A 25047-nucleotide genomic window follows, 5' to 3' on the forward strand; every position below is an offset into this window, starting at 1 on the left:
CGCGGCGGCCGTCAGCGCGAGAACGCGTACGGGGTGCGCAGCCGCCCGGCCACCGCGTCGACGATCTCCCCGGCCCGCACGGCGGTGTTCGACAGCAGCGTCGAGGTCAGGCCGTGGGTGTGCTCGGTGGCTCCCTGCACGTAGATGCCGCAGCGCAGGTGCGTGGAGGTGGCGATCCGGTAGTCACGCTCGATGCGCAGGGCGCCCGAGGGCAGCCGCTCGCAGTGCTCGCCGACGGCGCCCAGCAGGGTCAGCGGGTCGCCGGGCCGGTAGCCGGTGGCGTAGACGAGCGCGTCGGCGTCCAGGACGGTCCGCTCCCCGGTGGGCAGGAACTCGACGGTGGCGCGCACGCCCTCGGCGTCCCGGGCGACCTCGACGAGCCTGGAGGCGTTGAGGATGCGCAGCCGCTGGCTGCCCCGCACCTTCTCCTGGTAGTGCCTGCGGTACAGCTCGTCGATGAGGTCGAGGTCGACCACCGAGTAGTTGGTGGAGGCGTGGTAGGCGCGCAGGCTGTCCTTGACCGCCTCGGGCGCGTCGAAGTAGTGGTCGACCGCGCCGGAGTCGAAGATGCGGTTGGCGAAGGAGCTGTCGTCGGCGGGGGTGTAGCCGTACTTGGAGAAGACCGCGCACACCTCGGCGCCGGGGAAACGGCCGTGCAGGTGGTCGGTCACCTCGGCGGCGCTCTGGCCGGCGCCGACCACCACCAACCGGCGCGGGTCCGTCAGCGTGGGGAGCCTGTCCAGGAGCTCCTCGCTGTGCCAGACGCGTTCGTCGCCGACCATCCCGTCGGGCAGCACCGGGACCAGGCCGACGGCGACGACCAGGTTGCGGGTGCGGCGGGTGCTGAGCTCCCCGTCGCCCTGGCGGACCACCACGTCGAGGTACTCCACCGCGCCGTCGGCGGTGACGGGGGTGACCGCGACGACCTCCGAGCCGTACTCGACCTGGTCGGCGAACGGCGCCGCGGCCCACTCCAGGTAGTCGTGGAACTCCATGCGGGAGGGGAACATCGTCTTGTGGTTGATGAAGTCCAGCATCCGGCCGCGCGCCTTCAGGTAGGACAGAAAGCCGAACTCGCTGGTGGGGTTGCGCATGGTGACCAGGTCCTTGAGGAAGGAGACCTGCATCGTGGTGCCTTCGAGGAGCATGCCGCGGTGCCATCCGAACGAGAGTTGCTTCTCCAGGAACACCGCGTCGATCCGCTCGCCGGTACGCGCCTGCCGCTCGCGCAGCGCGATGGCCAGGGCGAGGTTGGAGGGTCCGAAACCGATGCCGACGAGGTCGTGGACGGGCTGCTCGGCAGTGGGCATGAAAGGCCTTTCGAGAGAGCGGTCCGAGATGGGAGCCTTGGGTGGAATCAAGAACCAACTTAGGTTAGGCTCGCCTAATTAGGCGAGCCTAACCTTTATTCCCCTCACCTCACAAGGAGAGCGCTGATGCGGGTCGTGATGTTCGGCTACCAGACCTGGGGGCATCGCACCCTCCAAGCCCTGCTGGACTCCGGGCATGACGTGGTGCTGGCAGTCACTCACCCTCAGAGCGACCACGCCTACGAGAAGATCTGGAGCGACTCGGTGGCCGAGCTGGCCGAGGCGCACGGCGTCCCGGTCGTGCTCCGCAACCGGCCCGACGACGAACTCCTGCTCACCCTCAAGGAAGTCGAGCCTGACCTCATCGTCGCCAACAACTGGCGCACCTGGATACCGCCGGAGATCTTCACCCTGCCCCGGCACGGCATCCTCAACGTGCACGACTCGCTGCTCCCGGCCTACGCCGGCTTCTCCCCGCTCATCTGGGCGCTCATCAACGGCGAGAAGGAGGTCGGCGTCACCGCCCACATGATGGACGCCGAACTGGACGCCGGGGACATCGTCGTGCAGCGCGCCGTCCCGGTCGGCCCGGCCGACACCGCCGCCGACCTGTTCCACCGCACGGTCGACCTCATCGGCCCCATCGTCGCGGAGGCCCTGGACCTCATCGCCTCCGGCCGTACCGAGTGGACGCCCCAGGACCGCACCAAGGCCAGCTTCTTCCACAAGCGTTCGATCGAGGACAGCAACATCGACTGGAACTGGCCGGCCGAGGACATCGAACGGCTGGTGCGCGCCCAGTCCGACCCCTACCCCAACGCTTTCACCCACTACAGGGGCGAGCGCGTCCGCGTCCTGAAGGCCTCGGTCTCCCAGGGTGTCTACGGCGGCACCCCGGGTCGGGTTTTCATCCGCGAGGGCGACGGCATCGTCATCGTCGCCGGCGCCGAGGCCCGCCGGGGCCGCAGCCACGGCCTGGTGATCGAACGGGTGCGCACCGAGGACGGCACCGACCTGCCGGCTGGCGAGGTGTTCCGGACGATGGGCGGCTACCTCTCCCGCCACCCGTGAGCGATCACTGGTAGGCGGAGGCCTGGAGGTCGTACAGGCGGGCATACCGGCCTGAGAGTTCGATGAGCTCGGCGTGCGTGCCGCACTCGGTGATGCGGCCGCCGTCGAGCACGACGATCAGGTCGGCCATCCGGATGGTGGCGAACCGGTGCGAGACCAGCAGGGTGATCCCGCCGGTGGCGTGCTGCCACTCCTGGGCCGCCTCCGCGTACCGCTGGTAGACCTCGTACTCGCTGGCCGCGTCCAGTGCGGCCGTCGGCTCGTCGAGTACGGCGAGCAGCGGCGTCGACCGCATGAACGCCCGTGACAGGGCGACCTTCTGCCACTGGCCGCCGGACAGCTCGACGCCGTCGCCGAGGGCCTTGCCGAGCCGGGTCTCCCCGCCCTCCGGCAGGCGGGCGAAGACCTGGGCGGCGCCGCCCTTCTCTGCGGCCCGCGCGATGTCGTGCATCCTGGGCAGGTCGCCCACGCCGACGGCCTCGCGGGCCAGGAACGGGAAGCGGCTGAAGTCCTGGAAGGCCGAGGTCACGCGGTCCCGCCAGGCTGCGGGATCCAGGTCGGCGAGGGGTGTCCCGTCCACAGTGATGGTGCCGCCGGTCGGCCGGTAGAACCCGCACAGCAGCTTGACCAGCGTCGTCTTCCCGCTGCCGTGGTCGCCGACCAGCGCCACCGTGGCCCCGGCGGGGAGCCGCAGGTCGATGCCGCGCAGCACGGGCGGCCTGCCGTAGGAGAAGTCCACGCCGGACAGGGTGATGCCGTCGCGCAGCCGGTCGGGCGGGGCGAGCGTGCCGCTGGTGCTCGCCGTGTGCAGGTCGCGCAGCCAGAGGTAGTGGCCGGCCATGGTCAGGCCGCGGGCGGCGAGGGTGAGCGCGTGGGTGAGCAGGTCGAGCTGGCCCCTGATCTGGCCGCCGAGCGTGGCCACCAGCAGCAGCGCGCCGGGACTGACCGTGCCGGACAGGGCCAGCTGAACGGTGAGGAACAGCGCCCCGATGAAGGCCGCCACGAAGACGAGCGAGCCGAGCAGGGTGAGACCGCCGACGGCGAGCGTGGCCCGCCACAGGATCGCGGTCCGCTCCTCGCGCAGGCGGCGCGCGATCGCGGCGGCGTGCGCGCCGGAGGCGCCGAGCCGGAGCTCCTTGGCGGAGTTCGCCTCGGTGATCATCGTGAAGAGGTGCTGTTCGGCCCGGTTGCGCTCGGCGGTCTCCGCCCTGGCCGCCTCGGTCCGGCGCGAGGTGGTCCGGGTGAGCAGGATCGACGGCACCGCGAACAGCGGCAGCGCGAGCAGCACGGGATGCACCCTGGCCAGCAGGATCGTGGTGATGACCAGCCAGAGCCCGCTCTGCACGACGCTCAGGCCGGCCAGCCCGGTGGTGACGGTGCGCGGGCCGAGCCCGCGGATCTGCTCGATCCGGCGCAGCGACTCGGTGTCCTCCAGGTGCGCGGTGGTCGGCAGGGTCGCGCACCACCGCATGATCCGCTTGTCCAGTACGGTGCCGACCTCGCTGCCCACCAGGCCGGCCTGCACCTGGATGACGCGACCGCCGGCCAGGACGAACGCGCCCGCCGTCGCCGCGCAGATCGCCCCGCCGACGATGAGCGGCCGGGACCCGGTGAGGGCGCCGTCCACGATCCACTGCAGGCCGAGGGCGGTCAGCGCGGGGGTGATCGCGCCCAGCGGGGTCAGGACGAGCAGCAGCCAGGTGCGCCCCGGCCGGTGGCGCAGGCACTCGCCCAGCAGGGTACGGATCTCGGCGAACCTCATGCGCTCTCCTTGAACTGCCGGGCCTGGAGGTGGAACATCCGCGCGTACTCACCGTCGGCGGTGAGCAGCTCGTCGTGGGTGCCGTCCTCGGTGATCCGCCCGCCGGACAGCACGACGATCCGGTCCGCCTTGCGCACGGTGGAGAACCGGTGCGAGATCAGGACGACGCTCGCCTGTCCGCGCACCTGGCGGATGCGGTCGAAGGCCTCCAGCTCGGCCTCGATGTCCAGGTTGGCGGTGGGCTCGTCCAGCACGAGCAGCCGCGCCCCGCAGGCGGCCGCCAGCGCCGCCCGGGCGAGCGCCAGCTTCTGCCACTGGCCGCCGGACAGGTCGCCGCCGTCGGCGTACTTGGGCGAGAGCACCGTCTCCCAGCCCCTGGGCAGCCTCTCGATCAGCCCGGTCGCGCCGACCGCGGCGGCCGCCGCCTCGACCTGCTCGCGCGTCGCCTCCGGCGCGGCGATCCTGATGTTCTCGTACGCGCTCAGCTCGTACCGGTTGAAGTCCTGGTACACCGCGTACGCCGTGGGCTCGGTGACCACGGTGCCGCCGCGCGGGAGGTACTGGCCGGTGAGGAGCTTGGCGAGAGTCGTCTTCCCGGCCCCGTTCACGCCGACTACCGCGATCACCTCACCGGGTGTGAGCGTTAACGTCACGCCTTTCAGCACGTGGACCTCCCCGTACCCGAAGTCCACGTCCTGAAGGGCGATCTGTCCGGCGCCGTCCGGTGTGGGCGGCGGCTCCAGATCGGGCGCGAGCGCGCGGATCCGGGTGACCGCCTCCACGGCGGGCATCGCGACCTCGTCCATGTCCTCGCCCTGGCTCGACATGGAGATGACGAACATGGCGGAGACCGCGCCGATCGTCGCGGCGATCCGGCCGACCGACACCTCACCGGAGGTGGCCACCGCCACGTACACCAGCGACGCGGTCGCCGCCCACCCGAGGAAGACCGCCATCTCGCGCCGCAGCAGGGCCACCCTCGACTCGACGACCCGCCGCGCGGCGTCGGCGATGTTCTCGTCCGCGTGTCTCTCCAGCCAGCCGGTCAGCCCGAAGATCCGCACCTCCTTGGCGTCCCGGCTGTCCGACATCATCGCGGCCCACGCGCGGCCGCGCAGCGCGGCCGGCATGGTGCCCGACACCACCTTGAAGAACTCCCGCCACATGCTCGCTCGGAAACGACCCAGCAGCAGCGCCGCCGCGACCGTCGCCGGGCCCCACCACCACACCACGGAGGAGAGCACCAGCATCGCCGTGACCAGCCCGGCCATGGTCAGCCCGGTCCGGAACCGGGCCACCGCCCCGGCGCCGATGCCCTCGTCGGACCAGGTCAGCAGCGGCGAGCGCATGGTGGTCAGCTCGTTCTGGACGGCGACGTCCTCCACCCGGTCCAGGGTCGGCAGCGCCAGCACGCGGGAGGTCAGCTCCTCGCGGACCGCCGCGTCGATCCGCTGCCCCACCCGTTCGGCCAGCGGCCGGCTCATCGAGCGGAGCACGTTGCCGGTGACCAGCAGCGCGCCGAGCAGCGCCAGCGGCGCCACGATGCCGACCTGCCCGGCCGCGCCGGTGGCGACGCCCTGTGCCAGGCGGCCCACCAGCTCGCCGGTCACCAGGGCCACGGCGGTCGGCTCCACCAGGAGGAACAGTTCGAGGAGGGAAAGGGCCGCCAGCCACGGCCGGCCGGCCAGCAGGAGGAAGCCCAGGAACCGGCGTTTGGGGGATAAGGCCACAAACAGCACCCTATCGACGTCCCGGCCTCAAGATTGATCAGCGCCGGCCGCACTGTGCGGCCGGCGCGGGGATCGCTCAGGGGCTGGAGCAGCCGATGCCGGTGGGCGTGTTCGCGCCGTTGCCGCCGGCGACGTAGCCGAACGTCGTGGTGCCGCCGCCTGCGAGGGTGCCGTTGTAGGAGGCGTTGCGGACGCTGATCGCGCCGCTGGTGCCGGTGTTGACGCCGCCCCACAGGTTGGTGACGGCCTGCCCGGCGGCCAGGGTCATGCCCACGGTCCACCCGTTCAGCGGTGCCGATCCGTTGTTGCGTACGGTCACCTCCGCCTGGAAGCCGCCGCTCCAGGTGTTGACCGTCCGGTAGGTCGCGGTGCAGGCGCCGCCCTGCCCGGGAGGCGTGGGCGTCGGGGTCGGCGTGGGGGTCGGGGTTCCCTCCAGGCTACCGGGGACCGAGCGCAGGGCACTGTACCAGACGGTCGCCATCTTGCTGTAGCCGCCGGCGTTGGGGTGGACGCCGTCGGCCAGGTCCGCGGTGGTCAGGGCGCTGTACATGTCCACCAGGTGAACGTGTTTGCCGGCTGCGGCCCTGGACTGCACGATGCCGGGGATCGCCGAGTTGAAGCCCCTGACGGTCGGGTCGGCGCCGTTGAGGGGGATGATCGTCGCCACGAACACCTCGGCGTCGGGCGCGGTGCCGGTGATGCGATCGATGAGCGTGGCCAGCCTGGAGGAGGCGCCGGTCGGGTTCTGGACCATGTCGTTGGTGCCGATGTGCAGCAGGATCGTACGCGGCTGGTAGGTGCGCAGCCAGGTCACGATGTTGGCGTCGATCTGGTCGATCCGCCATCCGGAGTGGCCTTCGTGGTCGTGGTCGCCCAGGTTCGAGGGACCGTTGAACTGGGATCCGACGAAGTCGACCCGGTAGCCGGCGGCCACGAGCTTCTGCCACAGGTCGACGCGGTAACCCCCTGGCACGTTGAACCCGTCGGTGATCGAGTCGCCGAGCGGCATCACCCGTACGCCGCCGTTCGACTCCGCGCCGGCCGCCGTTGAGTGCACCGTTGCGTACACCGTGGCCGCGAGCAGCGCCAGCACGGCGACCAGGCCGCTCAGCAGGCGCGTCATCCTCACCATGGATGTCTCCGTTTCTGTGAGCGCTAACAGAGACCGCGGTCCCTGAACGGTCGGCCCCTTCCACGTGGAGCGAACCCCGCCGGGCGTGGACCCGTCAATGCGCCGCTCCGCCGATCCCGTCCTGTCGCCCGCCGTCTTCCCTGGTCGCGCGGCGCGGCCCGCCCCGGACGGAGGATGAAAATTTCACGCCACCAGCCCGTGAAACGTTTCGGGTATCCGGCCTGAACGAGGCCCTCGAAGTGATCCGTACGAAGCTCGGAGGGCCTGGTCAAGTGGCCGAAATATTTCGGATCGCTATTGACACGTTTCGGAAGGCCTTCCACACTGGCCGTCGTCAGAGCGGCGTCCCCGGAAGGCATGAGGAGTTCACCTTGGGCACATCCCTCCGAACGGCCCGCAGACCGACGTTCGCCGCGCTCGCGGCGGCCGTGCTCGTCGCCGCGGCGGTCCTCGTCCACCTCGTCTCACCGAACGCGGGCGCGGCCGCCTGCGGCCCGCTGCCACCAGCGTCACCGGCACCCGCAACGGCACCACGCTGACTGTGACCGTGCAGGCCAACGGCCGCTCTGCCGCGTTCAACGCGACCGTCCGGCTGCCCGGCGGCACCGCCGCCACCCCGGCACTCACCTGCACCGTCACCTGACCACCCGTTTCGCCGGCCGGGCGTCATGAGCCGGCGTACTGCCCGGCGTACTCAGCCGAGGGCTCGATCGGGGTGATGACGTCGATGAGGACCCCGTTGGGATCGGCCACGATGAAGTGCCGCTGCCCGAAGTCCTCGCTGCGCAGCGCCAGCTCGGCGGTCAGCCCCGCGCCGACGACGAGCCGTTCCCATTCGGCGTCCACGTCCGCCACCTCGAAGTTGAGCAGCAGCCCGCGGACCGGGGCGCGATACGCCTCGGGCAGCGTCGGGTGGGTGTGGTCGAGCAGCGCGAGCTCATAGGACGGTGTCCCGGGGCGCCGCAGGCTGACGTACCAGTCGGCCTCGAACGTCGTCTCGAACCCCAGGAGCCCGGTGTAGAAGTCGCGGGACTCCTGAAGCCGGGCGGTGCAGATCACGGGATAGAAGCTGGTCAGTTTCATACGAACCTCTTTCGCATACCATCGGTACGTGAATGTGTATTTGACGTACCATCGGTATGTCAAGGGAGGAAGCATGAAGACGCACGGCGTCCGGGCGCAGCAGCGGGAGCAGACCAGGCAGGCCCTGCTGCGGGAGAGCAGGCGCCTGTTCGCGGACCGGGGCTACGGCGCGGTGAGCCTGTCGGAGATCGTCGCCGAGGCCGGGGTGACCAAGGGCGCGCTCTACCATCTCTTCGAGAGCAAGGCCGAGTTGTTCAGGGCCGTCCTGGAGCAGGTGCAGCAGGAGGTGGCCGAGACGGTGGCGCGGACCGCCGACGTCCACGACGACCTCTGGACCCGGCTGACCGTCGGCTGCCAGGCGTTCCTGACGGCCAGCACGGCCCCGGGCGTTCAGCGGATCATGCTCGTCGACGGCCCCGCCGTGCTCGGCTGGACCGAATGGCGCGCGATGGACGAGGCCGCCTCGGCCCGCCACCTGGCCGAAGCGCTCACCGACCTGATCAAGGAGGGCACGATCGCGCCCCAGCCGGTCGCGCCGCTGACCCACCTGCTGTCCGGCGCGATGAACGAGGCGGCGCTGTGGCTGGCCGGCTCGGACGACCCCGCGGACCTGCCGGCCACCCAGGCCGCCCTCGCACGGCTGCTGGAGGCGCTACGGCACGCTCAGCCCGACATCCCCGAGGAGGTGTAACCCTCGACGAAGCGGCGCTGCAGAGACAGGAACAGCACCAGAGGCGGCAGGGCCATGATCAGACCGGCCGCGCTGACGAGCGCCCAGTCGGGGGAGAAGCCCTGCTGGAAGGAGTAGAGCGACAGGGAGGCCGGCAGTTTCTCGCTGTCCTGGATGAACGTCACGGCCAGCAGGAACTCGTTGTACGCCTGCAGCCCCGCGATCAGGCCCGCGGTGAGGACGCCCGGCCAGATCAGCGGGAAGACGATCCGGGTGAACAGCCGCACCTCTCCCGCGCCGTCGAGACGCGCCGCCGCTTCGTACTCCCTGGGGACGGCGAGCAGGAACGAACGGATCAGCAACGTGGCGAACGGACTGTAGATGGCCCAGTAGATGACGATCAGCCCGAACCTGCTGTCGTACAGCCCGATCTTCGTCCACAGGGACAGCAGCGGCACCAGGAACAGCTGGATGGGCAGCGAGCTGGCGACCAGCAGATAGAGGATGAACAGACCGGGTTTGGGCAGGTCGAGCCGGCCGAGCGCGTAGGCGGCGCAGCCGGAGATGACGCAGACCCCCGCCGCGGTCGACACGGCGATGATCGCGCTGTTGACCAGGCCCGCGCCCATGTTCGCGTCGGTCCAGGCCGTCGCGAAGTTCTCCCAGCGGAACTCGCCGGGAAGGCCCAGGGGGTTGGCGCTGATCTCGCTCGGAGTCTTCAGCGAGGCCAGGACGAAGACCAGCATCGGGCCGAGGGCGTAGACGGCCAGGACGGTCAGGATCAGGTAGGCGAACGGGCGCCGGGTCATATCTCCCACCTCAGGCGGCGGCGCAGGTAGAGGTAACCGCCGACGGTGACCGCGCTGATCAGGGCCAGGATGACGCCGATCGCCGAGGCGTAGCCGGCCTGCTGCTCGCTGAACGCGGCGCGGTACATCACGGTGCTGAGCACGTCGGTCGAGCCGGCGGGACCTCCCTGGGTCAGGATGTAGATGTAGTCGAAGACGAGGAACGACCAGATGACGGTCATCAGCGACAGGAACATGAAGGTCGGGCGGATCGACGGCAGCGTGATGTGCCAGAACTCGCGCCAGCTGCCGGCGCCGTCCATCCTCGCCGCCTCGTAGAGCGACGGCTCGATCGACTGCATGGCCGCCAGGAAGATCACGACCAGGAAGCCCCACCACTGCCAGTTGTTGATGAAGGCCACCGCGCCGAGCGCGATCCGCCCGTCACCCAGGAAGTTCACGTCGTTGAGCCAGGGGAGGCCCAGGCTGCCGAGGGCGGGTGCCAGGCCGCTGGTCGGGCTGAGGATCTGCCGCCAGATGGCGGCCGAGACGACGGTCGCGATCACGTACGGGATGAAGTAGAGCAGCCGGAACAGCAGTTGGCCGCGCTGGATCCGGGACAGCAGGAAGGCGCCGAGCAGCCCCATCGACATCGGCACGACCAGGAAGAAGGCCGTCCAGAGCAGGTTGTGCAGCAGGGCCCCGCGGAAGTCGGGGCTGCCGAACAGCGTCGCGTAGTTGGCGAGCCCGACGAAGTGCGCCTCGTCGAGGCCGTCCCAGTCCGTGAAGGAGTAGTACACCGACATCAGGCCGGGCCCGGCGACGACGAGCAGGTTCACGAGCAGCAGCGGAGCGATGAACAGCCAGGCCGTCAGCCGGGCGCGGGCACGGGGCGCGCTCACGACTCGGGGGCGAACGGCTTGGCCACCGCGCCCGCCGCGAGCTCTGCGGCGAAGGTCTTCTGCAGTCCGGCGCAGAAGTCGGCGGGCGACATCGCACCCGTGATGACCTTGTCGAACTCCGTGTAGAGATAGGTGTCCGTCTTCGGCGGGACGAAGCTCCAGCTCGCGTAGCCCAGGTTCGTGGTCTCCGGGATGGCCTTGTACAGCCGCGCGACCCGCTCGTCCATGCCGGCCGGGTAAGCGTCGGCGGAGACCTTGAGCGGCGGGGGGTTGGTGCCGGTCGTGGCGAGGAAATCGAGCATGCGCTTGGGATCGGCGATGAGGTAGTCGATGAACTCGGCCGCCCCCGCCGGGTTCTCCGAACGCGCGTTGATCGACAGCGTGGTGCCGATCGCCAGCGGATAGACCCCGGCGGGCACGCCGTCACCGAGCGAGGGCAGCGGCGCCCAGTCCCACTTCTTGCCGCCGGTGAAGAACGTGCCGGCCGAGTCGAAGCTCCACGTTCCCGTCATGTACATCGCGACCTTGCCGCTGGCGAGGCCGGTGAACATGTCGGTGTCGGTGTTGGTGAAGTAGCGGTCGGCCCCGCCGCCCCACCAGCCCTTGTCGATCTGCGCCTTGAACAGGGTGATGGCGTCGACGAAGACCTTGTCGTCCCACTTGCGGGCGCCGGTGAGCGCCTCGTGGATGGCCTTCGGGCCGGCGGCGGCGTTGAGCACGCAGGTCAGGTACCACTCACTCTGCGCCTTGTAGCCGCTGTTGCCCGCCCCGACGGGGATCAGGCCCGCGCTCTTGGCGGCGGCGCACACGGTCTCGAACTCGGCCAGCGTGGTCGGCACCTTCCAGCCGTGCTGGGCGAAGGTGTCGGGGTTGTAGTAGAGCACCAGCGAGCCGTAGCCGGCGGGCACGGAGTGGAGCTTGCCGTCGATCTTGCTGACTTCGTACGCCCAGGGCAGCAGTTTGTCCTGCCAGCCGTACTTCGTGGCGTACTCGTCGAGCGTCACGGTCTTGGCGCTCTTGGCGAAGGACAGGGCGGCCGAGGGGCCGTCGGCGTAGACGACGTCGGGGCCCTTGCCCGCCGCCACCGCGGTGTTGGTCAGGTTGCCCAGCGTCATGAGCTGCTTGACGTCCATCTTGACGCGGACGTCCTTGGCGCTCTTGTTGAAGGCGTCGACGAGGTTCTGGCGGAAGTACTTCTCGCTGTCGGGGGTGGCGAAGGCGGCCCAGTAGGTGACGCTGTTGCTGCCGGAGCCGGAGGACGAGCTGCCGCACGCGGCGAGCGCCAGACCGGCGGCCACGGTGGTGCCGCTCAGCTTGAGGAAGTCACGGCGGGCGAGGTTGACGGACAAGGTGGTTCTCCTTACGGACGGCTATGACGAGTCGCGGACGATGAGCCGGTGAGCGAGGACGATCTCGCGGGCCGTGTCGTCGTACTCGCCGGCCAGCCGGTCGAGCAGAAGACGTGCGCAGGTCCTGCCGATCTCGCGGGCCGGGTTGAGCACTGTGGTCAGGGCGGGGGTGATGAGGGAGGCGGCCTCGATGTCGTCGTAGCCGGTGACGGCCACGTCGCCGGGGACGGACAGACCGAGCTGCCTGGTCACGTCGAGCGCTCCGACGGCGATGAGGTCGTTGGCGCAGACCAGGGCGTCGGGGCGGGGCGAGCGGGAGAGCAGGACTTTGGCCCCCTCCACGCCGCCCGCCCGGGTGAACGTGCCCGAATGGATCAACTCGGGCAGGATCGGCCGGCCGGCCTCGCGCAGCGCCCGCTCGTAGCCCTCGAGCCTGATCTGGCTCGGGTGCGCGTGCGGCTCGCCGTTGAGGAACGCGATGCGCTGGTATCCCCGGTCGATCAGGTGGCTGACGATGTCGTGCACGCCGCTGGTGTCGTCGGCCCTGACGATGTCGCCGAACTCGGCGCGGAAACGGCCGCCCAGCCGTACGAGCTTGGTGCCGGACTTCGCGATCTTGTCGATGTCCTGGTCGGTGGCGCCGTAGGTGGCCAGCACGATGCCGTCGACCCGGCGGGCCAGCACGTGCCGTACGACCTCGGGCAGGGCCCGGCTGGGCAGCGCCGCGTCGGTGACGGACAGCAGGTAGCCGCTCGACATCAGCACGTCCTGCAGCCCCGCCGCGACCAGCGGATAGAACGGGTTGGTCAGATCGGGGACGATCAGCGCGATCGACTCGCTGCGGTCCGTGCGCAGGCTGCGGGCCGAGGGGTTCGGCCGGTAGCCGAGCTCTTCGATGACCGCCTCCACCTTGGCCCGGGTACGGGCGCTGACCGGTCTGCGGCCGCTCAGCACGTGCGACACGGTCGTCACGCTGACTCCGGCGGCCGCGGCGACGGCGGCGATGTCCGGGCGCCGGCCTGCTTCCTTCATCTCGCTCCCACAAAATGCAAATCGATTTGGGTCGTAGCATGGAGTGCGGCCCCGGCTCCGGTCAAGGGGTCAGCGTAACGATCCTGTTTCCAGAAGTCATCCCAGGCAGCTCGCTGTTCGTGGGGGAGCGTGCGCTGCTAGCGTGTGCGGCATCATGCAAAACGATGCGACTCTGGAGAGCGAGTGACCACTCTGGACCGGTGCCGAGGCGCGCTGCTCGGCCTCGCGGTCGGCGATGCCCTCGGCGCACCCACCGAAGGCATGACACCTGCTGAGATCCGCGCACGCTACGGCAGGGTCATCGACTTCCTCACCGAGGACGCGGCCGGCACCGACGACACCGAGTACGCGGTCCTCTGCGCCCGGGGCCTGCTCGCCCACGGCAGGAGCATCACCGCCGACGACGTGGCCGACGTCTGGCTGGACGCGGTCGCGGCGCAGCGGGGCGGCTTCCACGGCGCCGGCTTCAGCGAGATGGTCGCCCTCGCCAATCTGCGTTCGGGGCTGCGACCGCCGCAGAGCGGTAGCGACAGCTACGAGATGTGGAGCGACGGCGCCGCGATGCGGATCGCTCCCGTCGGCATCCTCTGCATGGGCGACCCCGACGAGGCCGCCAGGATCGCGGCCGTCGACGCCTCGGTCAGCCACGCCCGCGACGGCGTCTTCGGCGCCCAGGCGGTCGCCGCGGCCGTCGCCGTCGCGATGACCGCGCACGACCACCGCGACGTGATCGACGCGGGGGTGCGCGCGCTGCCACGGGACTCCTGGTCGGCGCGGCTGGTGGGCCGGGCGCTCGACGTGGCCGCGGCGGCGGGCTCACCCGCCGCCGCGGAGGAAGCGCTGTACGCGGAGATCCCGCTCTTCCACTACCCCTGGGCCGATGCCGCCCCGGAGGCGGTCGCGCTGGCCTTCGGCCTGTTCGCCGCCCACCGGGGGGACTTCACCCAGGTGGTGCTGGCGGGGGTCAACATCGGCCGCGACTCCGACACCATCGCCGCCATCGCCGGCGCCATGGCGGGCGCCCTGCACGGCGCCCAGGCCATCCCCGAACGGTGGCGGGCCCAGGTGGCACGCGTGAGCGGACGATGCATCACCGCCACCGCCGGCACGGACCTCGTCGAACTGGCCGACCGCCTGCACGACGCCGGCCGACAGAGCTCGCCGCTCAGGGAGGTGGCCGTCGATGGGCGTTGACGCCACCGCCACGCGGGACAACCGTGCGGCCGGCGCCCTGCTGGGGCTGGCCGCCGGCGACGCCGCGGGCCTTCCCGCCCAGTTCCACCGCAGGGCCGGCTCGGCCTGGGCGCGGGCCGCCGGTTGGCGGCTCTCGGCCGCGCTGGACGAGCAGCGGGTCTCGCGCCCGTTGCTGCCGTTCACCCTCGGCATCGGGGACGACATCCCGCTGTCCCCCACGGACGACGCCGAGACCGCGGCCATGGCTGCGCTGGTGCTCCTCGAGGCACCGGGCCACGACGCGGCCGCGCTCTTCGCCGAATGGCGCAGGCGGATGTCGTCCGACGTCTGGACCGGCGTCGCCGAACGCTCCGCGATCATCAACAGCGCCAGGGGCCTGACGCCGCCCGCCACCGGCAACGACAACCCGATGCACTACTCCGACAGCGCCGTGCCCGCCGGAGTGTCGATCGGCCTCTACTACGCCGGCGACCCGGCCGGGGCCGCCGAGGTCGCGCGACGCTATGCCGAGATCACCCACGCCGAGGACGGGGTCTGGGCCGCTCAGGCGATGGCCGTCGCCATCGCGTCGCTGGTCGGCGGCGCCTCCCTCCGCGACGCGCTGCGGGAGGCGGAGGGCGCCTTCCCCGAGAACAGCTGGACCGCCCGCAACCTCGCCACGGCGGCCCGCGTCCGCGAGTCGGCGCGTACGGCCTTCGAGGCCGTCCCCGGCCTGGTCGAGCGGCTCAGCCCGGCCGTGTACAGCCATGGGGGAGTGGCCGCCGAGACCCTGCCCACGGCCTTCGTCCTGGCCGAGCTGGCCGACGGCGACCTCGCCACGGCCCTCGGCTCGGCCGCGCTGGTGGCCCGGCAGTCCGACAGCATGCCGGCCATGGTGGGCGCGCTGTGCGGCGCGGCGTCGGGGGCCGCCGCCGTCCCGGACGCCTGGCGGCGGCATGTGGATGAGATCGCGGGCGTCCTGGTCCCCGACCTGAAGGGGCTCAGCCTCACGGCCCTTGCGGGTCGCCTGCTGGCCGCGTCCGAGTCGGACGGCCGCAGGCCCGGCTGAGACGAACGGGCGGTCGTCGTCCGGCTGCTCATAAGGGCGGCGGCTGCCAAGACGCCCCGGAGCAGTACGGCCCCGGGACGAGCTGCCACGGCAGGGCTGTCCGCGTTGGCCCGCCGGGCTCGGTCTGCATGGCTCGGTCTGCAGGGCTCGGTCCGCAGCGCTCGGCCCGCAGGGCTCGGCCCGCAGCGCTCGGACCATGGGGCGATGAGGCCTGGCCCATGACGCCCGACATGAGCACCGTTGTCGGCATGGCGCGCAGTCCGGCCGCAGACCGCCGTCAGGACGACGAGGGGCGGGAACTTCCCCCTCGTCGTCCTGACGGCGGCAGGCCGACCGCGCCTCGGCTTCGGCGCCGAGATCGACGTGGCGTACGGCGTTCGCCGCAGGTCATGGGACGACACGGGACCCGGGTTAAAAGTGGGTGACATTTCGCATCACGTGCCGGAATGTTGGACGAGGGCGATGAGTTTTGTCGGTGGTGTAGGTCAGTCTGTGTATGACCACGACTACTCGTGAGACCCAAGGCTGGAATGCCGGCCGTGACGACACCATTTCCGACAATTCTGATAGAGGTACCGTGCCCAGCCCACAGCTCGACTCACCCGCCAAGTCCGCGGCCGCCGGTTCAGGCCGCACCCCGGCCGTGATCCGGCTGCTTGTGCTCGCCACGTTCGTGGTCATCCTCAATGAGACGATCATGATCAATGCGATCCCGCGGTTGATGGACGCGCTGCACATCACCGAGCAGACCGCGCAGTGGCTCTCGACCGCCTTCATGCTGACCATGGCCGCGGTCATCCCGATCACCGGCTGGTTCCTGCAGCGGGTGTCCACCCGCAGCGCCTACACGGTGGCGATGGCGTTGTTCTTGATCGGCACGGCGCTGGCCGCCGTCGCGCCGACGTTCGAGGTGCTGCTGGGCGCGCGCATCGTCCAGGCGTCCGGGACGGCCGTGATGATGCCGCTGCTGATGACCACGCTGATGCAGGTGGTGCCCGAGGAAGATCGGGGCAAGGTCATGGGCAACGTCACCCTGGCCATCTCGGTCGCGCCCGCGATGGGCCCCGCGATCTCGGGCGTGATCCTGCAGTTCGGGTCCTGGCGCCTGCTGTTCGCCGTGGTGTTCCCCATCGCCGCCCTGATCGCCTGGAGCGGCCTGAAGCGGCTCAAGAACATCGGCGAGCCCCAGTTCAGCACCATCGACTGGTTCAGCGTGGTGACCGCGGCGGCCGGATTCGGCGGCCTGGTCTACGGGCTCAGCCGGTTCGAGGGCGGTGACGTCCGGCTTGCCGCCGGGATCGTGGCGGCCGGGCTGGTCACCGTCGCCGTCTTCGTCTTCCGCCAGTTGTCGTTGCAGAAGCGCGACGTGCCGCTGATGGACCTGCGCACCCTGCGCCACCGCACCTACACCGTCGCGCTGATCCTGATGTCGGTGTCCTTCATGGCGATGCTCGGCTCGATGATCCTGCTGCCGCTCTACCTGCAGAGCGTCCGCGGGCTCAGCGCCCTGGAGACCGGGCTCCTCGTGATGCCGGGCGGCCTGGCGATGGGCCTGCTTGGTCCGACCGTCGGCCGCCTGTTCGACCAGTTCGGCGGCCGGGTGCTGGTCATCCCCGGCGCGATCGGCATCATGCTCTCGCTGGCCGGCTTCACCCAGGTCACGATGACCATGCCGTACTGGCAGATCCTCGGCCTGCACGCGCTGCTGATGGTGAGCCTGGCCGCGACCTTCACCCCGGTGTTCACCCTCGGGCTCGGCGCGGTTCCCCCGCACCTCTACTCCCACGGCAGCTCGATCCTGAGCACGCTCCAGCAGGTCTCGGCGGCCCTCGGCACCGCGCTCGTGATCACCGTGATGAGCGCACGCGCCGACGCCCTGAAGGCCGAGGGGGTCGCCGAGGCGCTCGCCAACCTCGACGGCATGCGACTGGCGTTCATCCTCGGCGCGGTGCTGTCCGTGGCCGTGGTCATCACCGCCCTGCTCCTTCCCGCCCGGGCGGAACACGCCGTCGAGCTGGAGGAAGCCGGTCGATGAAGCCGCAACCCGGCTCGGCATGACCTGGTCAGGCGGCGCCTGAACGCGACCGACGTACGATGAGCACTTAACCCGGCCCGGCACAGGGTCGGGTTAAGTGCTCCGGGGGTGCAGGTGGCGTGTCCTCGACTCCGGCGCCGCCCTTTGAGAGGCGGGTCGGTGTGCCCGGCCGATCGTCACCGGCTGCTCCGTGCCGAGAGAGTAGTGCCGTCCACGGGTCATCAGCGGTGGTGGGCGTGGTGGCCGAGGCGGTGGGAGAGGGTGGCGGCGCCGGTGCGGACGAGGTCGGTCCACTGTTCTCGGCGCTCGTCGGTCCAGCGGACGGTGGGCACCGAGACGCTCATCGCGGCCACCATGCGGTCAGTGTGATCGAGTACGCCGACGGCGACGCAGGCGACCGCTTCGTTGGACTCGCAGTTGTCGTAGGCCACGCCTGCCTGCCGGATCTCGGCCAGTTGTGTGCGGAGCCCGGCGGGCGTGGTGATGCTGTTCGGGGTCATCGACTGGAGGGGCCGGTCGTGCGGGTAGCGGGCATCGAGTGCCTCCGGGGTCAGGGTGGACAGCAGCATCTTCCCGACCGCGGTGCAGTGCGCCGGGAGCCGGCGGCCGACCGCGGAGACCATCCGTACCGAATGGGTGCTGTCCACCTTGGCGATGTACACCACCTCGGCTCCGTCCAGTATCGCGACGTGCACGCTCTCGTCGCAGGCGGCGGCCACCTCGGTGGCCGCGTGCTGAGCCTGCCTGGCCAGGTCGAGGCGGTCGGCGAAGAGCCCGCCCAGCTCGAAGAGCCTCATGCCCAGCTGGTAGCGGATCGGGGCGCTCGGCTCGGCGACCAGGTAGCCGCGGTTGACCAGGGTGTTGACCAGCTCGTGGACGGTGGTCCTGGGCAGGCCGAGACGGGCGGTGATGTCGGAGGCGGCCAGCTCACCCTCGGCGAGGAACAGCTCGAGGATGTCGAGCGCTCGGTTGACCGCCGGAACCGTTCGGGCCATCGCTGTCTCCTGCTGGTCGGGAGGCGTGGCATGTCCATCGGCCGGCATTGACGACCGCGAGCCGGAATCGTTAGCCTCCGCATGTCGATATACCGAACCTTGTTCGAGATTTCGAACAATACGGGACTGGGAGCGCGATGTCCACCACTCATGAGCTGCTCGTCCGTCTTGGGCTGCCCGCTGACGACGGGTCCACGCCTCCGCCGTCTCCCGGGCGGTTCCCCGACGGGGCCCAATACCGCGTCGAGATCCCCAGCGTGGAGGGGCCGGCCAGCCTCGCCGCCGTCCTGCGCGAGGCGCAACGGCTGGACGTCCCGGTCACCCGGGTCTCGCAGGGCAGCGGGGTGGGCCTGCTCACGGACGGCGAGATCACCGACATGGTCGGCATGGCCGCCGACGCCGGGGTGGAGCTGTCGTTGTTCGCCCGGCCGTGTGCCGGCTGGGACACCTCCGCGATGAGCCGCGCGCCCGCCGGAGGTGGCCTGGCGCCGGCGGTGCGCGGGCAGGACCAGCTGGTCGCGGTGGTGGACGAGATCCGCCGGGCGGCCGAACTGGGCGTGCGCAGCGTTCTGATCGCCGACGTGGGTGTGCTCTCGGTGTTCGGCCGGCTGCGTGAGAGCGGGGAGCTGCCCGCGGAGATGCAGGCCAAGATTTCGGTGATGCTCCCGATCGCGAACCCGGCCACCGCCAAGGTGATCGCCGGGCTCGGCGCGGACACGCTCAATCTGCCGACCGACCTGACCCTCGCGCAGATCCGAGCCATCCGCGGTGCGATCACTCAGCCGCTGGACATCTACGTCGAGTCGCCGGACAACCTGGGCGGGTTCGTCCGACACTACGAGCTGCCCCGGCTGGTGGAGCTGGCGGCGCCGGTGTACGCGAAGTTCGGTCTGCGCAACGCCCCGGACATCTACCCGTCGGGCAGCCACCTGGAGTCCACGTCGGTGGCGCTGTCGATGGAGCGGGTTCGTCGCGCCAGGCTGGGGCTGGACCTGCTGGCGCGGGCCGGTTCCGAGGCCGTGTGCTCCGTCGCCGGCGCTGCCGGACTGGCCCTACCGGTCACCGGCTGACGTCGGGCGGGTCGCGTCGGCCAGGTCACGTCGGGCGGGGTCACGTCGGGCGGGGTCGCGTCGGGCGGGCCCTGCCGGTCAGCGGTTGATGCCGGGTGGGGCGGACCTGGCAGATTGCGCCCCACCCGGATCGGTTCAGCGCCCGCCGTCGACGTTGTATCGGTACGCGTCCAGCGCGGGCAGCGCCTTGCCGGTGAAGTCGAACAGGGTCGTGTTGCTGACGAAGTTCGGCTCGCCGACCTCCCAGCCGACCCCGGGCGCCGGGATCATGACCGGGTCCCAGTAGAGATCGCCGATCACGGCGCCGTCGGGCACGCTCTTGAGCGCGGCGAACAGCTCATAAAGGAAGTCGCGCTGCCCGGCGGGAGTCTCCCCGTAGGGCACGGGGCCGTTGTCGTGGAGCTGGCCTTCGAGGCCTTCGTGGGTGACCGGGTTCCAGTTGATGCCGGTCTCCATCACCATGATCTTCTTGTTGAACTCCCGGCTGATGGCGTCGAAGAACCGGACGACGGTGGGGATGTCACGGCGGGTCCAGAACGGGTAGTAGGACGAGCCGATGAGGTCGTACGGGACGCCGAGCCGGTTGAGCAGGCCGAAGAACCAGCGGTACTCGTCGTAGTCGCCGGCATCGGTGATGTGGATGATGACCTGTGTGTCCGGCGACACCTCCTTGGTGGCCCGGTAGCCGGCCTTGAGGAACCGGGCCAGCGCCGGCGCCCCGTCGGCGGTGTAGGAGTAGCCGTAGGGGAAGAGCAGCCCGCCCTGCATCTCGTTGCCGAGTGAGACGAAGGCCGGCGGCGTCCCCTGGGCGGCCATGCGCTGGAGGACGTACCTGGTGTAGTCGTAGACGTGGCTCTCCAGCTTGTCCACGGCCTGTTCGCGGAGCAGGTCCGTGACGTCGCGCCAGTCCTTGGGGATGTCCTGGATCTCGCCGTTCGTCCAGTAGTCGCTGTAGTGGAACGTCAGCTGGATTCGCATCCCGTACCGGGTGGCGCGCCGGGCGAGGTCGAGGATGTCCTCCTCGTCCTGGTAGCCCTCGGGTAGATAATGACCGGGATACCCGACCCGCGGGTGATCGGGGCCGGTGTCGTTGTAGAGGCGAAGGCGGACGATGTCCGTCCCGTTCTCCGCCATGATCTTCAGCGGGTCCTCGCGGCGGCCCCGCTCGTCGTAGTACCTGCCGCCGCTGTCCTCCACCCAGTTGAGCATCGTGATGTCGCCGCCGGCGAGGAAGTCGTACGGCGCTCCGGCGGTCAGCCGCACGTCGTCGAGCCGGGTCCAGCCGCCCTGGGGAGCCTCGGTGCGCAGGCCGATGGTGAGCCTGCCGTGCCGGACCTCGACGCCGCGGACGGTGACGACCGTCCAGGCGGACGACACCGGCACCGCGGTGCGGGCCTGGCGTCCACCGGCCGGCTCGGCGAACAGGTAATTGGCGCGCTGCCCGCCGCCGCTCTGGGCGTAGGCGGTGAGGGTGTAGTGCCCGTCGGGCACGCGCACGGCCTGGGTGGTGGTGACCGTGTACGCCCGCGTGCCGTTGTGCTGCAACGCGAACGCGCCGGTCCGGGCGGGCCCGGCGATCGTCGCCGCGCCGCGGGTGCCCGCCGCGCGCCAGCCCGGTAACTCGGCCGGCCCGGTGGGAGGGGTCTCGAAGCCGGAGTTGCGGATCTCGGGGGAGGGCGCCGCCTGGGCGACGGCCGGCGCCACGGGCCCGAGCAGGCTGAGGACCAGTCCGGCCGCCAGGCCTGCGCGAACGCTCCAACTGGCCATGGGCATCAGGGCTCCTTCGGAACGGGGGGTGGGGGCCCAGTGTGGCTGTCGTGTTTCAGGAGTGTCAACTGATTAATAATATTTTTCAATACAAAAGTATGCTTGTTAAAGGCATGGTCGCCACCGTCGGCCGGACCTCGCCGAGGTCGGGAAGCAAGGAGGCCACGTGCGAACCCCGGGACGGGGAGATCGGCTTCGCCGCGCTGAGCCGGGTGATCGACGAGGCGCACCAGCGCGTACGGGGCCCGCCAGAACGTCGACTTCACGCACCCCGCGTTCCGGTTCCACGCCGAGCGGATCCTGCGCCGGATGGGGGAGGAGTTCGGCCGCCACCCAGGGGTGATCGGTTTCCAGGTGGACAACGAGAATCGGCGTGCACCAGATCGCCAATCCGCACGTCGTCCAGCGGTGCCGGGAGCACGTGACGCACGACCTCATCGGCGGCGACGGCGGTCGCAACACCGACCTGCGCGCCACGGCGCAGCGGATGGACGTCACCGCGGTGAACATCTACCTGCCGCTCCAGAACGCTCTGCGGCTGCCCGAACCTCCCGCCGAGGAGATGGCGGGCCTCGGCCCGGACTGGTCACGCGACTACGGCGCCTGCGTCGCCTCGTGGAAGGCCGATCTGGCCCGGCGGCGGCCGGCTGTGGTTCGTCGCCAACCACGGTTGGGAGCCAGGTGCCGGAGGCCGCCGAGGACGGCGGCACGCTGCGGCTGGGCCCGTGGGAGAGCCGAGTCGTCGTGAGGTAGACCGGACGACGCGGAGTGGCGCGGGCTCAGCGTGCGCGGTTCCGGTACGCGGTAGGCGCGAGCCCGTGGACGCTCGCGAACTTCCGGGAGAAGTACAGGGCGTCGTCGTACCCGGCCTCGCGGGCGACGGCCTTGACCGCGAGGCCGGAGTGGTCCAGCAGCTCGCGTGCGCGCGCCATCCGGAGCTGCGTCTGGTACTTCAGCGGAGAGACCCCGAGCTGCTCCCGGAAGAGGGCGCCGAGCTGGGACGTGCTCAGCCCGACCATCGCCGCCAGCGAGTCCACGGAGGTGCGCTGGGGCGTGGTCGCGCGCAGGTGCTCGACGGCGCGTTCGACCGGGCTGAGCGAGGTTCCGAGGGGACGGCGGCCGGTGGCGACGACCTGGGCGAGCGCGTTCCACGCCGCGCCGGCGGCCCGTACGAGGCCGCCCGTGGTCCCGGCGTCCAGGCCGTCGATCACCTGGGAGATGAGACTGGCGACGGGTGCGGGATCCCGGAGATGCGTGACGATCCCGCCGGCCGCCGCCAGCCCGGCGCTGACGAGGTCGGCGGCGTCGGCGCCCACGGCGTGGAACCACCACAGGGTCCAGGGGTCGGTGTCCGAGGCCCCGTACTCGTGGGCCATCCCGGCGGGCAGGAGGACCGCGTCGCCCCGCTGAACGGCGAAACGTCCATCACCCATCTCGACCCATCCCGAACCGTCGGTGCAGACCAGCAGGATGTGCTGTCCGGCGCCGCCGGGCCGGGCCGCTCCATGCCGTGCGGCGCGGAGAAAGATCCCGGTATCGGTGACAAGGAGCCGGTTCGTCACGGGCCGGCTGAGAGCCCTGCGCACCATGGGCCGGGGGACGACCAGCATCCGTCCGCCGGCGAACCCCTCAGGCAGCGTCGTTTCGTCCATATGAGGCAGTGAAACGCCCATCGGCTCGCCGGGTCAACCGGCCGTACGATCGCCCACGCCCCTCTCGAAGGAGAACAATGAACGACAAGGCCCGCACCGTGCGCGTCTCTCCGCAGGCCCCGCCCCGCCGGGGACACCTCCCGTTGGGAGACGACACGAGGACGTCGGACCGGATCGAGGTCACGAGCCGGTGGCTCGAACGCGGCGGCAGGCCCTGGTTCCCGGTGACCGGGGAGATCCACTACTCCCGCATCCCGCGCGAGCGGTGGAACGAGGTCCTCGGGCACGCGCGCGCCGGCGGACTGGACACGGTGGCGACGTACGTGCTCTGGCAGGCGCACGAGCCCGAGCCCGGCCGGTTCCGGTGGGACGGCAACCTCGACCTGCGCGCGTTCATCGAGCTCGCCGCACGCCACGGCCTGGACGTCGTCGTCCGGATGGGCCCGTGGGCACACGGCGAGGCGCGCCGCGGCGGATTCCCGGACTGGCTCGTCGAACGCGGGCTCAAGACCCGCACCAACGACCCCGCCTACCTGGAGCTGGTCCGCGCGCTCTACGCCCAGACGATCAGCCAACTGGCCGGCCTCACCCACGCCGAGGGCGGGCCCGTGGTGGGCGCCCAGATGGACAACGAGCTGTACGACCAGCCGCAACATCTCGCCATGCTCAGGCGCATCGCCGAGGACCTGGGACTGCGGGTGCCCCTGTGGACCGCGACGGGCTGGGGCGGCGCCCTGGTGCCCGAGACGCTGCTCCCGCTCTACAGCGCCTACTCCGACGGGTTCTGGGAGGACTCGCAGACGGAGTGGCCCGAGTTCGCGGCCCACCACTTCCGCTACAGCGGGGTCCGCGACGATCTGACGGTGGGCGCGGACCTGCGCGAGGCGCTCGACGGCATCGTGCTCGACCCCGCCGCGGTCCCGCTCAAGGACGACGCCGCGACCCCCTTCGCCACCTGCGAGATCGGGGGCGGCATGCACGTCGCCTACCACCGGCGCCCGCTGGTCACGGCTCAGGACGTGGCCGCGCTCGCCCTGGCCAAGATCGGGAGCGGGTCGATCTGGCAGGGCTACTACATGTACGCGGGCGGCACCCAGCGGGTCGGGCCGCACGGCACCGAGCAGGAGTCCCACGCCACGGGCTACCCCAACGACGTGCCGAGCCTGAGCTACGACTTCTACGCCCCGATCGGGGAGCACGGCCAGATCCGCCCGCACCACCACCTGCTGCGCCGCCTGCACCTCTGGCTGGCCGGAGAGGGCGCCCGGCTCGCGCCGATGAGCGTCAGCGTCGGCGGCGGCAGCGACGACCCGGGCGAGCTGCGATGGGCCGTCCGTTCGGACGGGCGCGGCGGCTACCTCTTCCTGACCACCTACCAGCCGCCCAAGCGGCCGCTCGACGCGCAGAAGGAGGTCCAGGTCAGGGTGTCGTTCGAGGACGCCGACGTCACCGTTCCGACCAGGCCGCTCGACCTTCCCGCCGGGGTGTCCCTGGTGTGGCCGCTGCGCTACCCGCTCGCCCCGGGGCTCGTCCTGCGCAGCGCCACCGCGCAACTCGTCACCCGGATCACCGACGAGGACGGCGACCTGGTCGTCCTGTGCGCCACCGATGGCGTGCCGGTGGAGCTCGTCCTCGACGGCGACGTGCGGGTCGAGGGGGCTCGGTCCGTCGGCGACACGACAGTGGTGGACGTCGCCGAGCCCGGGACGGAGTGCGTCGTCGACCTGCCCGGCGCGCGCGTCCTCGTCCTCGACGAGGCGAGCGCGAACCGCCTGTACCGGCTGGAGGTCGCGGGCCGCGAGCGGCTCGTGCTGTCCGACGCGCCGGTGTACGCCCTCGACGGCGCCCTGGTGATCGAGTCGGAGGCCGAGCGGTGCACCGTGGCCCTGCTGCCCGCGCCCGCCGGGCTGACGGCCGACGGCGGCGACCTCGACGGCCCCCGTGGAGAAGGGCTGTGGCGCACCTGGTCGGTGCACGTTTCCGGCGCAGGCACCCGAACGGTCGCCGCCGGCCTGCACCCGAACGCCCCCGCGCCCCCCGACCCGGTGCGCGGCGGGCCGATGGACCGGCTCAGCGCGCCGGCCGACTACTCCGGCGCGGCGCACGTGCGCCTGAACGTGCCGCGTGCCGCGCTCGACGGCGCCGACCGCGTGCTGTTGCGGGTGACCTGGACCGGCGACGCCGGCCGCGCGTACGTGGGCGACCGGCTCGTCAGTGACCACTTCTGGCACGGGCGCGCCTGGGACATCGACCTCACGCCGTGGCGTGACGACGTCGCCGGACAGGGGGTGCGGCTCGAACTGCTGCCGTGGCGCCGCGACACCGGCGTGTGGGTCGACCCGGCCGTACGGAACGTTCCCGACGGCATCGCCGTCGCCTCCGTGGAGGTCGTGCGGGTGGGCCGCGTCATCTTGCACCTCTAAAAATCGTATCAATGCAGAAAATAGTAGTACTGAT

At 70.9% G+C, this 25047-nt stretch carries 21 protein-coding genes and 1 pseudogene; 10 read left to right on the forward strand and 12 right to left on the reverse strand.

Annotated features, from left to right (window positions below):
• Positions 1-11: 11 nt before the first annotated feature.
• Positions 12-1310: a lysine N(6)-hydroxylase/L-ornithine N(5)-oxygenase family protein gene (locus AB0L65_RS41915; protein ID WP_364257785.1), complete on the reverse strand. Its 1299-nt coding sequence runs from the start codon at positions 1308-1310 to the stop codon at positions 12-14.
• A gap of 126 nt (positions 1311-1436) precedes the next feature.
• Between AB0L65_RS41915 and AB0L65_RS41920 the strand changes: the two genes are divergently transcribed.
• Positions 1437-2381: a methionyl-tRNA formyltransferase gene (locus tag AB0L65_RS41920; protein ID WP_364257788.1), complete on the forward strand. Its 945-nt coding sequence runs from the start codon at positions 1437-1439 to the stop codon at positions 2379-2381.
• A 4-nt stretch (positions 2382-2385) separates the two neighbouring features.
• On the opposite strand, the gene AB0L65_RS41925 is transcribed toward AB0L65_RS41920, so the two are convergent.
• From AB0L65_RS41925 to AB0L65_RS41935, 3 genes are all read right to left on the reverse strand, one after another.
• Positions 2386-4143 (reverse strand): ABC transporter ATP-binding protein, encoded by a 1758-nt coding sequence (locus AB0L65_RS41925; protein WP_364257791.1) that lies wholly within the window; start codon positions 4141-4143, stop codon positions 2386-2388.
• The gene (locus AB0L65_RS41930) at positions 4140-5873 is read right to left on the reverse strand and encodes an ABC transporter ATP-binding protein (protein WP_364257794.1); all 1734 of its coding nucleotides are present in this window, start codon (positions 5871-5873) and stop codon (positions 4140-4142) included. The genes AB0L65_RS41925 and AB0L65_RS41930 overlap by 4 nt, the downstream gene beginning before the upstream one ends.
• Positions 5874-5949: 76 nt before the next feature.
• Positions 5950-7005 (reverse strand): cellulose binding domain-containing protein, encoded by a 1056-nt coding sequence (locus AB0L65_RS41935; RefSeq protein ID WP_364257797.1) that lies wholly within the window; start codon positions 7003-7005, stop codon positions 5950-5952.
• Positions 7006-7376: 371 nt separating this feature from the next.
• On the opposite strand from AB0L65_RS41935, the gene AB0L65_RS41940 reads away from it, so the two are divergent.
• Entirely contained in the window at positions 7377-7544 is a 168-nt protein-coding gene (locus tag AB0L65_RS41940) for a hypothetical protein (protein ID WP_364257800.1), read from the forward strand.
• Between the two features lie 127 nt (positions 7545-7671).
• On the opposite strand, the gene AB0L65_RS41945 is transcribed toward AB0L65_RS41940, so the two are convergent.
• Positions 7672-8088 carry a VOC family protein gene (locus AB0L65_RS41945; protein WP_355199875.1) on the reverse strand — a complete coding sequence of 139 codons (417 nt, stop codon included), beginning with the start codon at positions 8086-8088 and terminating at the stop codon, positions 7672-7674.
• A 73-nt stretch (positions 8089-8161) separates the two neighbouring features.
• Between AB0L65_RS41945 and AB0L65_RS41950 the strand changes: the two genes are divergently transcribed.
• Positions 8162-8779 (forward strand): TetR/AcrR family transcriptional regulator, encoded by a 618-nt coding sequence (locus tag AB0L65_RS41950; RefSeq protein WP_350735659.1) that lies wholly within the window; start codon positions 8162-8164, stop codon positions 8777-8779.
• On the opposite strand, the gene AB0L65_RS41955 is transcribed toward AB0L65_RS41950, so the two are convergent.
• The 4 genes from AB0L65_RS41955 to AB0L65_RS41970 are packed head-to-tail and all read right to left on the reverse strand — an operon-like array spanning position 8752 to position 12829.
• Positions 8752-9567: a carbohydrate ABC transporter permease gene (locus tag AB0L65_RS41955; RefSeq protein WP_364257804.1), complete on the reverse strand. Its 816-nt coding sequence runs from the start codon at positions 9565-9567 to the stop codon at positions 8752-8754. The two genes, AB0L65_RS41950 and AB0L65_RS41955, sit on opposite strands and share 28 nt — an antisense overlap.
• Positions 9564-10448, reverse strand: a complete 885-nt coding sequence (locus AB0L65_RS41960) for a sugar ABC transporter permease (RefSeq protein WP_364257807.1) — start codon at positions 10446-10448, stop codon at positions 9564-9566. Before AB0L65_RS41960 ends, AB0L65_RS41955 begins: the two co-directional genes overlap by 4 nt.
• Positions 10445-11797, reverse strand: coding sequence for an extracellular solute-binding protein (locus AB0L65_RS41965; RefSeq protein ID WP_364257810.1), 1353 nt, complete (start codon positions 11795-11797; stop codon positions 10445-10447). Before AB0L65_RS41965 ends, AB0L65_RS41960 begins: the two co-directional genes overlap by 4 nt.
• Before the next feature lie 21 nt (positions 11798-11818).
• Entirely contained in the window at positions 11819-12829 is a 1011-nt protein-coding gene (locus AB0L65_RS41970) for a LacI family DNA-binding transcriptional regulator (protein ID WP_363975133.1), read from the reverse strand.
• A gap of 183 nt (positions 12830-13012) precedes the next feature.
• On the opposite strand from AB0L65_RS41970, the gene AB0L65_RS41975 reads away from it, so the two are divergent.
• The 3 genes from AB0L65_RS41975 to AB0L65_RS41985 all read left to right on the forward strand — a co-directional run bounded on the left by AB0L65_RS41975 (position 13013) and on the right by AB0L65_RS41985 (position 17106).
• Positions 13013-14023, forward strand: coding sequence for an ADP-ribosylglycohydrolase family protein (locus AB0L65_RS41975; protein WP_364257813.1), 1011 nt, complete (start codon positions 13013-13015; stop codon positions 14021-14023).
• Positions 14013-15071 carry an ADP-ribosylglycohydrolase family protein gene (locus tag AB0L65_RS41980; protein WP_364257816.1) on the forward strand — a complete coding sequence of 353 codons (1059 nt, stop codon included), beginning with the start codon at positions 14013-14015 and terminating at the stop codon, positions 15069-15071. Before AB0L65_RS41975 ends, AB0L65_RS41980 begins: the two co-directional genes overlap by 11 nt.
• A gap of 577 nt (positions 15072-15648) precedes the next feature.
• The gene (locus tag AB0L65_RS41985) at positions 15649-17106 is read left to right on the forward strand and encodes an MDR family MFS transporter (protein ID WP_364257819.1); all 1458 of its coding nucleotides are present in this window, start codon (positions 15649-15651) and stop codon (positions 17104-17106) included.
• Between the two features lie 221 nt (positions 17107-17327).
• Here the strand turns inward: AB0L65_RS41985 and AB0L65_RS41990 are convergent, their stop codons facing one another.
• Positions 17328-18101 carry an IclR family transcriptional regulator gene (locus AB0L65_RS41990; RefSeq protein WP_364257822.1) on the reverse strand — a complete coding sequence of 258 codons (774 nt, stop codon included), beginning with the start codon at positions 18099-18101 and terminating at the stop codon, positions 17328-17330.
• Between the two features lie 137 nt (positions 18102-18238).
• Here AB0L65_RS41990 and AB0L65_RS41995 point away from each other — a divergent pair, with 137 nt between their 5' ends.
• Positions 18239-19171, forward strand: a complete 933-nt coding sequence (locus tag AB0L65_RS41995) for a U32 family peptidase (protein ID WP_364257825.1) — start codon at positions 18239-18241, stop codon at positions 19169-19171.
• A gap of 135 nt (positions 19172-19306) precedes the next feature.
• On the opposite strand, the gene AB0L65_RS42000 is transcribed toward AB0L65_RS41995, so the two are convergent.
• A complete protein-coding gene (locus tag AB0L65_RS42000; protein WP_364257828.1) occupies positions 19307-20944 on the reverse strand; it encodes a glycosyl hydrolase 53 family protein in 1638 nt (545 codons plus the stop codon).
• Positions 20945-21172: 228 nt separating this feature from the next.
• Between AB0L65_RS42000 and AB0L65_RS42005 the strand changes: the two are divergent.
• Both AB0L65_RS42005 and AB0L65_RS42010 read left to right on the forward strand, forming a co-directional pair.
• Positions 21173-21295: pseudogene (locus AB0L65_RS42005) on the forward strand (beta-galactosidase); the annotation flags it as partial.
• Positions 21296-21311: 16 nt separating this feature from the next.
• The gene (locus AB0L65_RS42010; RefSeq protein WP_364257831.1) at positions 21312-21686 is read left to right on the forward strand and encodes a hypothetical protein; all 375 of its coding nucleotides are present in this window, start codon (positions 21312-21314) and stop codon (positions 21684-21686) included.
• 31 nt (positions 21687-21717) lie between these two features.
• On the opposite strand, the gene AB0L65_RS42015 is transcribed toward AB0L65_RS42010, so the two are convergent.
• A complete protein-coding gene (locus tag AB0L65_RS42015; RefSeq protein ID WP_364257834.1) occupies positions 21718-22590 on the reverse strand; it encodes a helix-turn-helix domain-containing protein in 873 nt (290 codons plus the stop codon).
• A gap of 77 nt (positions 22591-22667) precedes the next feature.
• Between AB0L65_RS42015 and AB0L65_RS42020 the strand changes: the two genes are divergently transcribed.
• Positions 22668-25013: a beta-galactosidase gene (locus AB0L65_RS42020; RefSeq protein WP_364257837.1), complete on the forward strand. Its 2346-nt coding sequence runs from the start codon at positions 22668-22670 to the stop codon at positions 25011-25013.
• Positions 25014-25047: the final 34 nt, after the last annotated feature.

Source organism: Nonomuraea sp. NPDC052116, assembly GCF_040680035.1.
Classification (GTDB): domain Bacteria; phylum Actinomycetota; class Actinomycetes; order Streptosporangiales; family Streptosporangiaceae; genus Nonomuraea; species Nonomuraea angiospora_A.